The 12,111-nt window shown below is 38.5% G+C and carries 11 protein-coding genes; 6 read left to right on the top strand and 5 right to left on the bottom strand.

All coding sequences use genetic code 11. From position 1 onward, the window contains the following. The first annotated feature begins 278 nt into the window (after positions 1-278). Positions 279-644, top strand: a complete 366-nt coding sequence (locus L1264_RS15190) for a hypothetical protein (protein ID WP_138557657.1) — start codon at positions 279-281, stop codon at positions 642-644. On the opposite strand, the gene L1264_RS15185 is transcribed toward L1264_RS15190, so the two are convergent. Continuing rightward, positions 645-1,442 carry a M48 family metallopeptidase gene (locus tag L1264_RS15185; protein WP_135924251.1) on the bottom strand — a complete coding sequence of 266 codons (798 nt, stop codon included), beginning with the start codon at positions 1,440-1,442 and terminating at the stop codon, positions 645-647. 192 nt (positions 1,443-1,634) lie between these two features. Between L1264_RS15185 and L1264_RS15180 the strand changes: the two genes are divergently transcribed. After that, positions 1,635-2,825 (top strand): Bcr/CflA family efflux MFS transporter, encoded by a 1,191-nt coding sequence (locus L1264_RS15180; RefSeq protein WP_199525721.1) that lies wholly within the window; start codon positions 1,635-1,637, stop codon positions 2,823-2,825. A 70-nt stretch (positions 2,826-2,895) separates the two neighbouring features. On the opposite strand, the gene grpE is transcribed toward L1264_RS15180, so the two are convergent. Together grpE and L1264_RS15170 are read right to left on the bottom strand one after the other, a co-directional pair. Then, the gene (grpE, locus tag L1264_RS15175) at positions 2,896-3,504 is read right to left on the bottom strand and encodes a nucleotide exchange factor GrpE (RefSeq protein ID WP_135924249.1); all 609 of its coding nucleotides are present in this window, start codon (positions 3,502-3,504) and stop codon (positions 2,896-2,898) included. Between the two features lie 58 nt (positions 3,505-3,562). After that, positions 3,563-4,507 carry an HrcA family transcriptional regulator gene (locus L1264_RS15170; protein ID WP_135924248.1) on the bottom strand — a complete coding sequence of 315 codons (945 nt, stop codon included), beginning with the start codon at positions 4,505-4,507 and terminating at the stop codon, positions 3,563-3,565. A 120-nt stretch (positions 4,508-4,627) separates the two neighbouring features. Between L1264_RS15170 and nadK the strand changes: the two genes are divergently transcribed. The 4 genes from nadK to L1264_RS15150 all read left to right on the top strand — a co-directional run bounded on the left by nadK (position 4,628) and on the right by L1264_RS15150 (position 8,364). Then, positions 4,628-5,512, top strand: coding sequence for an NAD(+) kinase (gene nadK, locus L1264_RS15165; RefSeq protein WP_135924247.1), 885 nt, complete (start codon positions 4,628-4,630; stop codon positions 5,510-5,512). Positions 5,513-5,607: 95 nt separating this feature from the next. Next, positions 5,608-6,171 carry a hypothetical protein gene (locus L1264_RS15160; protein WP_135924246.1) on the top strand — a complete coding sequence of 188 codons (564 nt, stop codon included), beginning with the start codon at positions 5,608-5,610 and terminating at the stop codon, positions 6,169-6,171. 67 nt (positions 6,172-6,238) lie between these two features. Next, positions 6,239-7,912, top strand: coding sequence for a DNA repair protein RecN (gene recN, locus L1264_RS15155; RefSeq protein WP_199525722.1), 1,674 nt, complete (start codon positions 6,239-6,241; stop codon positions 7,910-7,912). Positions 7,913-7,965: 53 nt separating this feature from the next. Next, the gene (locus tag L1264_RS15150) at positions 7,966-8,364 is read left to right on the top strand and encodes a hypothetical protein (RefSeq protein WP_135924244.1); all 399 of its coding nucleotides are present in this window, start codon (positions 7,966-7,968) and stop codon (positions 8,362-8,364) included. Between the two features lie 65 nt (positions 8,365-8,429). Here L1264_RS15150 and L1264_RS15145 read toward each other — a convergent pair whose 3' ends face one another. Together L1264_RS15145 and L1264_RS15140 are read right to left on the bottom strand one after the other, a co-directional pair. Continuing rightward, positions 8,430-10,025, bottom strand: coding sequence for a hypothetical protein (locus L1264_RS15145; protein ID WP_199525724.1), 1,596 nt, complete (start codon positions 10,023-10,025; stop codon positions 8,430-8,432). Between the two features lie 349 nt (positions 10,026-10,374). Continuing rightward, on the bottom strand, positions 10,375-11,970 hold the full coding sequence (locus L1264_RS15140) for a hypothetical protein (protein WP_199525726.1): 1,596 nt from the start codon (positions 11,968-11,970) through the stop codon (positions 10,375-10,377). Between the last annotated feature and the right edge of the window lie 141 nt (positions 11,971-12,111).

Raw genomic sequence — 12,111 nt, 5'->3', positions numbered from 1 at the left:
TAAGAAGAAGAAATTTATAACATCAGTTACTGGAAAAAGCAGGAGTATTGAATTATTGATTGAAAAAGATCAGTTACCTGAATTTAAGTAGGGGCAACTGATCAAAATATATGTGAAAGAGTACTAGTTGCTAGTTGCTAGTTGCTAGTTGCTAGTTGCTAGTTGCTAGTTATCAAATTAAAGCCTGCAGTTATCTAAACTACAGGCTTTTTAAATTTTAGAGTAAAATTTGACATACATTCGATCGTGGTTCTACAGTTAGATTTTAGGAGAACCTCATGAATAAATCATTTATCATTAGTAGCTTACTAGCTTTAACTACTTCTTTCCTAGCCAATACAACTGAGCTTAAACCTGCAATAAAATGCGGTTTACCAAAACCTTACTCAATGCCAAAACTTGATCAAGTTACTTACGACGGAAAAGCCTGTTTTTGCCAAGAAAATGATTGTAATTGGAAAGATATAGATATTACTCTTTTAATTGAGGGTATAGCTATGGTTAGTCTGGCGCAAAAATGTGGTATTCCTGAGCAGCTATCCGCTCCTTCAATCGAGCAGACAACTTACCCAGGAAAAGTGTGTATTTATGAGAATAAAAAATATTATTGGCAAAATGTTGATATTCAACCTTTGCTCTATTGATCATAATTTACACTGCGGGGTTTTCCCTTTCGCTCTAGCTGCTTGTTGAGCTTTTAATGCATCTGACATGTGCTTTTGAAGCTCTTTAATTCGGTTACCAGGAGCTGGGTGAGTCGACATAAACTCGGGTGTACCACTACTACCTGCTGCACTCATATTTTGCCAAAGAGATACTGATTGCTCTGGGTTAAATCCTGCTTTTGCCATTAAATCTAGACCTACAATATCTGCCTCTGATTCATGTGAGCGACTAAATGGTAATACCACCCCATATTGTGCGCCTAAACCCAAAGCCTGCATGATTTCGCCTCGATATTGCACATTCCCCATATCAAGTGCCGCACCACCAACTTGTAAGCCAGTTTGTAAAAGTGCATTCTGTGAAACACGTTCATTTGAATGCTCAGCTATCACGTGTGCAACTTCATGACCTAAAACAGTAGCAAGTTGGTCTTGGTTTACCGCTACTTTTAATAAACCAGTATGAACCCCGATATAACCGCCCGGTAAGGCGAATGCATTTGCAGAATCGTCTTCAAATACTACAACTTCCCAAGACTGTTTTGCATACTCATTTGGCAGTACAGAAATTACATCATCGGCAATACACTTAACATAGCTATTTACTCGTGGGTCTTTATTAACTGGCTGCGTTTTTTTCATTTCTGCAAAACTGGCTTGTCCCATTTGATTCATTTGTTGATCAGAGTAAAGCGCAATTTGCGTGCGTCCTGTTGGTGAGGTTTTACAACCAGCTAAAACAGCGGTAGCTAACACTGCCATCAATAACTTTTTCATACGAATCCTTGAAATACTTGGTGCAATAATCGCTAATATAGCAAAGCATTGCTTAATTTTATATGAAAATGAACGACCTCATTATCAGTTGTTATTTTTTCGTTAATTCTTTTACTTAGCAGGCAAACTAAGTTCACCACAGGGGTTCACACTGCTACAATAGTGACCTAACTTTCGATTAATGAGTAACCAATGCCTTCCCCAGAGATTTTAAATAAACGCATTTTATTACCGTTACTGGCAAGTATTGTTGCAATTACCCCTCTTGCCATAGATTTATACCTACCTGCAATGCTGGTAATTGCAAACGACTTGCAAACTACGATGCCAAATGTGCAAATTTCACTAAGCATTTATCTTGCAGGTTACGCCCTTGGCATGTTGTTTTTTGGTCCAATTGCCGATGAGCTTGGCAGACGACTACTTGCTAAAGTAGGCTTAAGTTTATTTGGTATTAGCTCATTGGCTCTGGCATTTTGCCAAAATATTGAATTGTTTTGGTCTTTAAGAGCCATTCAAGCTTTTACCGGTGCTGCTGCGACGGTTGTAGTGCCTGGGATCATTCGCCATATTTACCGCGAAAATACCGCTAAAGGTATGTCGTATGTGTCTATGATTATGATGGTGGCTCCACTGATAGCCCCTACCCTTGGCTCACTCATTATGGGCATCTCAACCTGGCAGGTTATTTTTATCGTTCTAGCAGGCTATAGCTTTACAATTTTAGCCTTAGTCCAAATACATTTGATCGATATTCCTATATTTAAAAGTAAACAGCGCGGTTTAGCATTGTTTTTCAATAGTTATAAAACGGTATTTTCACGCCGCAGCGCACTTGCCGATATTGCCAGCTCAATGTTTGCCTCATTCGCATTCTTTTGCTTTTTAACATCAGTACCTTATGTATATCTCGATTTCTTCAAAGTAGATGAGCAATTGTTCGGTGTGCTATTTGCTTTTAACGTGTTGGCTTTAATGTTCGGGAACTTTATGAATACACGTTTAGTGCCGCGTTTAGGCTCACGTAAACTTTTATTTATTGGCCTTGGCATTGGCTTTGTTGCTGGCGGGGCATTGTTTTTATTCAGTGTGATGCATTTATCGCTATATTTCATCGTTTCCACCATTGCACCATTAATGATGAGCTTAGGTATTATAGCGAGTAATGCAGACTCATTGATTCTCATGCAATTTGAAGAAAAGTCAGGTACTGCAACAGCTGTTATTGGTACACTGAGATTCGGTAGTGGTGCTTTAGTTGGACCTATCCTTGCTTTTGTTCATCCACAAAGTGCTATTCCATTTTCTGCGATGATGTTCAGCGCACTGATACTGATCTTACTTGTACAGCTTTGGCATCGAAAACGATACCAATCGAGTTAAAAATTGAACACAATTGTAATAAAAAAAAAACGCCTGTAATTTACAGGCATTTTTTCTATCTCTTTAAAGCTTATTCAGCTTCTTTCGATACCATAACCATTGCAGGACGTAATAAACGGCCATTTAATGTGTAACCTTTCTGCATTACTGCAAGAACAGTGTTAGGTGCTACGTCATTGCTTGGCTGAATTGACATTGCTTGATGAAATTCAGGATTAAATTGTTCACCCTGAGGATTAACAATTTCAACACCGAATTTTGATACCGCATCATTAAAACTCTTAACGGTCATTTCGATACCTTCAAGCACAGGTTTAAGCTGTTCATTTTCTTTATCAGAAAACTCAATTGCACGCTCTAGGTTATCGATAACAGGTAGTAATTCGTTGGCAAACTTTTCAAGTGCAAACTTATGTGCTTTTTCTACATCTTGAGCGGCACGACGACGCATGTTCTCAACATCTGCTGCAGCACGAACAACACTGTCTTTTTGATCGTTTATAGTTTGCTTAGCAGCTTCTAACTCGCTGTGCAGTAGCGCGATTTCTGCTTCAGGGCTCATTTCTTCGCCTTCAACTTGCTCTGCTGCTTCAACGGCTGCATCAACATCCGCTTGCATTTGTTCAAATTCTTCGTTTAGTTCAACTTCTTGCTCTGGTGATTTTGTCTGCTCAGACATAGCTTACATGCTCCAATTCTTTACAACTGCGGTAATTATGGGGATTGAATAAAAAGATTCAAGAGGCTGATGAGCCGATTAACTCAAATTCTTGGATGATTGCTTCTATTTGTGCTGATTTTGGACAAATAACACAAAATCGACTCTGATATTCTTGGTTATTAAAGTATGGAACACTGATAACCATGAGCTCATCACAATCAGTAAATGGTAGTTGTTCTGTATTAAGAACCGATAAACCATTTTTAAATGCCAACTTATCTTCAACAAAATTTAAAAATGATACTCCAATATTAAGACTGGTTTGGCAATCAACTTGGCGATAAAGATAATTTTCGCCCACCACAATGCTATTATCAGAGCCCAGTTTTTGACTTAACTGTCTTGTCCATTGTGTGAGTGAATCATGACAATTATGCGGTGCAGTATTGGCCATCGCCTGCATGCGATACAATCCTTCCATCAGGGTTTGTTGACTGAACACCGTGTTTAGCCAAGTCGCAAATTGATAACGCACAGCATCACTTGAATCCTCAGGTTTAGTGATACAAATATTGTGGCTTTGCCCTGCTCTATCAAGCAACAAAATAAGCCAGTTGCTAGCATCAAAATCAAGTACTTCAACACGAAAAACCAGTTGTGAACTTACCTGTGGCAAGCCAACACAACAACAGACCTTGTAACGCTGACTCAAGCCATGAGCTAATTCAACAAGCTGGGCTTGCTGTGGTTGCCAATAAGTTGCAATTTGCGGTAACTCAAAAAACTCTGACAGCCAATATTCAAACCCTTCATTGGTGGGTACACGGCCAGCAGATGTATGAGGTGAATATAATAAGCCCTCTTTTTCGAGACGTGCCATCGCATTACGCACCGTAGCTGAGCACACAGCCATGCCTTTTTGTTTAGCAATTCGTGATGAAGCAACAGGCAACCCTTCACCATTACAATAAAGGCTCATTACTGCTGAAAATATTTGTTGGTCACGCGGATTTAATTTCATAATTAATATATCTTGCTCCTTGGCCTTAGATATTTGGGCGCTGCAAGTTTATTTCAAGTTATTTTCAAAGCATTAATTTTTAATGTAATCTATTGCCATGAAAGTTTAAGTGCAATTAACATGGATTCACCGTTCAAGACCATAGGTTTGATTGGCAAACCTAATCACAGCGCCGCAGCCACGACCCTGCAACGCCTTCATACTTTTTTACTTGCCTTAGGCTTTGAAGTGCTCGTCGAGCAACGAACTGGACGCCAACTTGACAACGTACCAGCAGAAAACTTAGTTAAGTTAGTTGATTTAGGTGAGCGGGCAGATTTAGCCATTGTTGTTGGCGGCGATGGAAACATGCTTGGTGCTGCTCGCGTTCTTGCGCGCTTTGATGTTGCAGTTATAGGTGTAAACAGAGGTAACTTAGGCTTTTTAACTGATTTAAACCCAGAAGGTTTTGAAGCAAGTCTTGAACACGTCCTGAGCGGACAATTTATCGAAGAAAAACGCTTTTTATTAGAAGTTGAAGTCTATCGTCATGCCGAACTTAAGAGTGCGAATTTGGCGGTTAATGAAGCTGTTCTTCATGCCGATAAAGTTGCCCATATGATTGAGTTTGAAGCCTTTATTAACAACGATTTTGTGTTCTCACAGCGCTCAGACGGCTTAATTGTCTCAACACCAACAGGCTCAACTGCTTATTCATTATCGGGTGGCGGGCCTATTCTAACACCTGAGCTGAACGCAATTTCATTAGTACCAATGTTCCCACATACTTTATCAAGTCGTCCCCTAGTGGTTGATGCCGATAACGAAGTGCGCTTAAAGCTCAGCCTCGAAAATACCGACAGCCTGCAAGTAAGTTGCGACAGTCATGTGGTTTTGGCGGTATTGCCCGGAGATGAAGTGGTTATCAAAAAAGCCGATAAACACTTGCGCTTAATTCACCCTAAAGACTATTCCTACTATGATGTTTTGAGAAAAAAACTTAATTGGGGAAGTCGGCTATTTTAAATAGCAATTTTTATCTTAAATAATTGCCAAGGCAGATTGATTAGCGCAAAATAATCATACTTAATGCTGTAATTTTTTAAGGATACTTCACCGAAATGAGCTATATCGTTTTTCTTGCTCTGTTATTACTTATCACCTTGCTAGGGTGTTACTGGATGGTTGAAAGCAACCGTCGTAAAGCGATTGAGGCTGAAAAGAAACGTTTTAACCAACGTGTAAAAGAAATTAATAATGACTTTAAAAGCAAGTTGATTGACTTTAGCGAAGGCAAACTTATTCGTCCGAAAAATGTTTCGCGTTTAAGTCAAATTACGAGTAACTTTTTTGTTGTTCAAGCTCATAATGAAGAAAACCTTGCTCACCTTGAATACATCAGTGATTTATTGATAAACACCATCATCATGGAAGCGAGCAAAGCGCAAACACCAGAAGAATTAGATCAATTAGCTGACCGTCTTCAATATTTCATGGCTGAACTTCCTTACAATGGCATTGAGTACAATAAGTCATTTTATCAGGAATCTTTGCCGTCGCTAATTGAAGTCATCAAGTATCAGCCGCCGACAATGCCCTCAGATGAACAAGCAAAAGAGCTGAACTCATCGAATCCAAAAGACATAAACCAAGAAAATCAGAACGCAGAATTAAGCAAAGTTTAAAATTTAATTTGCAAAACCCAAAAACACTGTATAAATTAACAGTTAATTAGCTGGATGGATAAACAGTATGTTAATTGGGTTAGAAATTAAAAATTTTGCCATCGTCAGTAACTTGAGTACTGAGTGGCACAATGGCATGACCGCCATTACAGGTGAAACCGGCGCAGGTAAATCAATTGCCATCGACGCGCTATCATTGTGCCTTGGTGAACGAGCTGATGCAGCTGCGGTTCGCCCAGGCTCTGAACGCGCAGAGATCTGCGCTGAGTTTGATATTAGCCAACTTCCGCTCGCCCAACAGTTTTTAGAACAGCATTTACTTTCAAATAACGACGGCGAGTGTTTGCTGCGTCGAGTTATTTGTAAAAATGGCCGCAGCAAAAGCTATATTAATGGCAGCTCAGTAACCGCTGCGCAGTTAAAAGAGTTAGGTCAGTATTTAATTTCAATTCATGGTCAACATGCCCATCAGCACTTGTTAAAGTCTGAGCATCAATTACATTTACTTGATGCTTATGCAGGCCACAACCAGCTATTAACTGATGTTAAAGAGCGCTACAAAGCTTACCAAGCATTACTTAAAGAGTTTAATCATTTAGAGCAGCAGCAACAGCAACAAGCAGCTCAAAAGCAGTTATTAGAGTATCAGGTGGCTGAACTTGATGAATTTGCTTTACAGCCGGGTGAATTTGAGGAGATTGAAGCTGAGCATCACAAACTAAGTCATAGCCAAACTATCTTAGAGTCATGCCAGCGTGGGCTACAACACTTATACGAAAGTGACGAGCTAAGTGCTTGTTCAATGTTGCAACACAGTGCGCAGCAATTTGCTGAGCTTGCTAGTTATGATGAAAGTTTATCGAGCATTGCAGCGCTACTTAGCGAGGCTGCTGTACAAGTTGAAGAAGCAAGCCGTGAAATTCGTAGTTATGTCGATGTAACTGACTTAGACCCCGCTCGCTTAGATGAAGTTGAAACAAGGTTAACAGGTATTATGGACCTTGCCCGCAAGCACCATATAAAACCAGAAGAGTTAGTTGAGTTTCATCAATCTATCAGTGAAGAGTTAGCATCAATCAGCTATAACAGTGACCGTTTAGGTGCGCTTGAAAGTGAAATTGATGATGCGCTTGAGCAATACAAACAGGCAGCTCAATTATTAAGTGAAAGCCGTCATAGTTACGCACAAACACTTAACCAATTAATTAGCGATAGCATGGCGAACTTGTCGATGGAAAATGGCAAGTTTGCGATTGATATTCAGAAAGCTACCGATAAAGCGCCAAGCTCAATGGGCTTTGATATGGTTTCGTTTTTAGTATCAACTAACCCAGGTCAACCAATGCAAGCACTTTCTAAGGTGGCCTCGGGTGGTGAACTATCACGTATTAGTTTAGCGATTCAGGTTATCATTGCTCAACGTGTTACAACGCCAACACTAATTTTCGATGAAGTCGATGTGGGTATTTCTGGCCCAACCGCTTCAGCCGTTGGTAAACTTTTACGCCAACTCGGTAAATCGACACAAGTTATTTGTGTAACTCACTTGCCGCAAGTAGCAAGCTCTGGGCATCAACAATTTTTTGTTGCAAAAGAAATTGCAGACGGCGAAACCTATACGCAAATGAATAAGCTTACAAAAGAAGGCCGTATTGATGAAATAGCCCGACTACTCGCTGGCGATAACATCAGTAAAATGGCAAGAGCCAATGCAAAAGAGCTCATAAACGCGCATGCCTAATTTGAATGCTTGGGTGTTTAGCTGCTAAAGATTTATTAGTTTAGAGTTTATGAATGAATATTAAAAATATGTTTATCACTGTGGTGCTTGGATTGGTTGCCTTAAGCTCTAACCATTCACAAGGTGCAACAGCTGCTCCGCCTTCTCAAAGCGCTCAGTTATTCGTTACGTTAATTGAATGTATATTATTTATACTCCCCACTACCGCATTTTTACTGATTGTTTGGAGTCGTTGGAAACATTTACGCTTTAAGCAGTTATTACAAACTGCATTAAATTCGTCATTGCTTTTGATGCTAATGAGCTTGGTAACGGTCAGTCTTTTAGCACAAAGTATTTCACCATGGATAATTGTGCTTGCAAGCTGCCATGTATTATTGGTGGGAGTTAATTATTTATTAGTTAAACAGCACACCAATAGAGTGAAAAACACCTTAACTGGTTGCTGGTGAATAATTTTATATTAAAAATCGCGAAGCACATATAGCTTCGCGATTTTTGTATAACCAGCAAATAGTTAGTCTATTTCACTGGCATAGTTAAACAAATTCATTAGTAATCGATCTGCCATACTTGTAACACCTGACCCTTCTGTAATATTTTCTGATTTGGTCTGATTCGTTAACATGCCACTATCAGCCAAGATGATATCACCTGTTATAGGATCTTTTACGATAGTTGGTAAGCCTTGTTGATTTACAGCCAAAACTTGTGCTCCAGTAGGCATCTCAGAAAAATACCCCCTAGCACCACCTGCTTGATAGAAATTAGTCACACCACCAAATGGGCCTGCAAAAATAGCTTGCTGAGCTTGGGTATTCACCCCGTCAGGATTCGGCAAATTTGGCCCATCAATGTAGCCTTCATTTGTTACTTTATAACCCCATCTTGGGTATATTTTTTCTTCTGGGTAATCAGCATCACCAGCAATGATAGCTACATTACCTTTCTTTAATGACCAATTATATGCTTCATCTAGTTCTGCATCAGTGAAATTGCTTAGTCGGAAACTGCCTATAAAAAAGATATCTGTATTATAGTTATCTAGTGCTTCTTCAGTAATTGAATTTGACTCTGCAAAATCATGGTTTATTGATAATGGCTTACGAACTACGCCATTTTCGCCAAAGTTTGCTGTACTTATCAATTTTTCTAAAGACCATTCCATTAAAGAACCATTAAGCGTATAACCAGCCCAAGTAGCTTGTCTGGCTTGATCGATACTCGTGATAACGATTGACTCTGATTCTACGCTACAAATTGGCTCAGCATAACAAGCAACTGGTTTTAGTGTATTAACTGCTAAATCATTTATGCGCATTGGATAGGAGGCTACTTCACATGTTTTACCAGTGTCTATAGATGCCTTATATAACTTAGTTACGTTGTAATTACCTTGATCGTTAATCACTTCACGAGAAATAAGCAGCTCGCCATTTTGATCAAGCGCAGCGCCTGTTACTGTAGTTAAACCATGTTCTGACTTTTTTGATAGTTCAAGTGTAGAGAGATCTAATGAGAAAATACTGGTTGCAGAAACCAAATAGACTTCACCATTTTTAACGACCATATCACCACGAAGAATATCTGAGCTATTTCCATAGCCAGTCATATTACCTACAAACTGGGTCTCGCCAGAATCAGGATAAATAATATAGAACTTACTCCCTTTAGAGCCATAAATAACATCACGGTCTGGATCATACGCTAAACGTGTCATTGGGCTTGTTCGGGCAACTTCTGTGTGCGTATTTGTCTGCATATCAACGTAGGCTAATTTAGTGTATTTATACTTTTCGCCTTTAATCGGTAAGTCTTTCAATTCCTCATCAGATAAATTCAATGAACTTGGGTCTAACTTATAAGTTAAAGCCCGTGGTGCTGACACATAATATAGACGATTACGAGTACTATCGAATGCCATTGCCGCTGAAGAAAACTTCGCTTTTGAATGAATTGCTGCCGTTTTTGCTTGCTCATCAAGCGAAAACACAACACCTAAATGGCCTCGGCCAGAGTTAATACCATACAGCTCACCAGTACACATGTTTGCATAGGCACCTGATGAGAGAGCGCTGCAAAGTGTCATTATCGAAAAAATAGACTTTTTCATTTTATATTCACCTGAAAAAAATAAAACCAAACCTTATTTACTACTCATTGAAAATAAGAAAGGTAATAAATGTTAATTTTTATTTAAATACTACAATGGAGAATATTTACTTTTAAATCATTACAACACAATAGGAAAACCCTTATTTTTAGAGAGAACAATAAAAACAGATGATTAAAAACTAAAAAAGAAAAACATTAATATTAAGTAAAAATAAAAAATAGAGAAGGAGAGAAAAAATAAATTGAGAAGCTACAAGATTAAATGTTTAAATAATTAATAAAATTAAGTTTTCATATAATTAACCATCGTAAAGTGATTTACTTCACGATGGTTAAAATGTAGCGAATTATTCTATATCACTAGCGTAGTTAATTAAGTTTAAGAATAAGCGGTCTGCCATGCTAGACACACCTGTACCTGAGGTGAAATTCTCAGCTTTGTCTTGAGAGTTAACAATACCGCTATCAGACAATAAAATATCACCAGTAGCTGAGTCTTTTACTATCGTTGGCAAGCCATCTTGATTAACTGCTAATACTTGCGTACCTGCAGGCATTTCAGAAAAATATCCTTTAGCACCACCCGCTTGATAGAAACTCGTTACACCACCAAATGGACCAGCGAAAATAGCTTGTTGAGCTTGAGTATTAACACCATCAGGGTTTTGAGTATTTGGCCCATCTACATAACCATTACGAGTAACTGTATAACCCCATTTGGCATAGACTTTTTCATTCGGCATATCAGAATCAGCCGCAATAATAGTTACATTGCCAGATTTTTTTGACCAATTGTAAAGCTCTGCAAGTTCAGCATCTGTAAAATCGGTATCATGAAAACTTCCCATAAAAAAGATATCTGTATTGTAATCATCAATAGCAGCTTCTGTAATTGAGTTTGCAGCAGCAAAATCATGATTTATTGAAACTGTTTTATTAACAATACCGTCTTCACCAAAGTTTGCTGAACTAGTTAGTTTTGCTATTGGTTTATCAAATAAATAGGCATTTAAAGTATAGTTTTGCCAAGTTGCCTTTCTATTTTTATCAATACTGGTAATAACTAGTGGCTGAGCAGCAATACTACAAGTTGGCTGGCTATAACACGCGACTGGCTTAAGTGTGTTTAACGCTAAATCATTAATTCGCATTGGGTATGTACCCATTGCGCAGGTTTTGCCCGTTTCAATCGACGCTTTATACAACTTCGTAATGTTATAATTACCTTGATCATTAATAACTTCTCGTGAAATTAATAACTCTCCATTTTGGTCTAGCGCAGCACCGGTTACTGTTGTTAAACCATGTTCAGACTTTTTCGATAATTCAAGTGTAGAAAGATCCAATGAAAAGATACTGGTTGCAGAAACCAAATACACTTCACCGTTTTTTACAACCATATCGCCGCGAAGAATATCTGAGCTATTGCCATAGTCAGTCATATTACCTAGGAACTGCGTCTCACCTGACTCAGGAGAAATAACATAAAGTTTACTGCCTTTTGAGCCATAAATAACATCGCGATTTGGATCATACGCTAAACGAGTCATCGGATTAGATCGATTAAGAACGGTGTGTTCTTTTGTATCCATATCTACATAAGCAATACGAGTATATTTATACTTTTCACTTTGTATCGGCAGGTCAGCAAGTTCATGGCTCGCTAAATTAAATTCACTTACATCTAACTTATATGAAAGCGGTCGTGGAGCTGCTACGTAATAAAGTCGGTTTCTTGTGCTATCAAATGCTATCGCTGCAGATGAAAACGCAGCTTTTGAATGAACAGCTGCGCTTTGCGCTTGTTCATCTATTGAAAAAACGAAACCTAAATGACCTCGACCAGAGTTAATACCATATAACTCGCCCGTGCAGTTATTTGCCGAGGCATGTGATGCAAGTACCCCACATGCTACCAATATAGATAAAATAGATTTTTTCATTGTATTTCCGCCTGAAGAATTAATCAAAACTTTATTACTAGCAAAAATGATAAATAAATTATTTATTATTATGCCAATCGTGTATAAATTATATTCAGCTTGATTTTAGGCTTCAGATATCTGAAAACAATCAGAAATTTT

The organism is Pseudoalteromonas sp. APAL1, assembly GCF_021532475.1.
GTDB lineage: Bacteria > Pseudomonadota > Gammaproteobacteria > Enterobacterales > Alteromonadaceae > Pseudoalteromonas > Pseudoalteromonas lipolytica_C.
The sequence above is the reverse complement of the archived record's forward strand: the minus strand, read 5'-3'. Positions and strand labels throughout refer to the sequence as shown.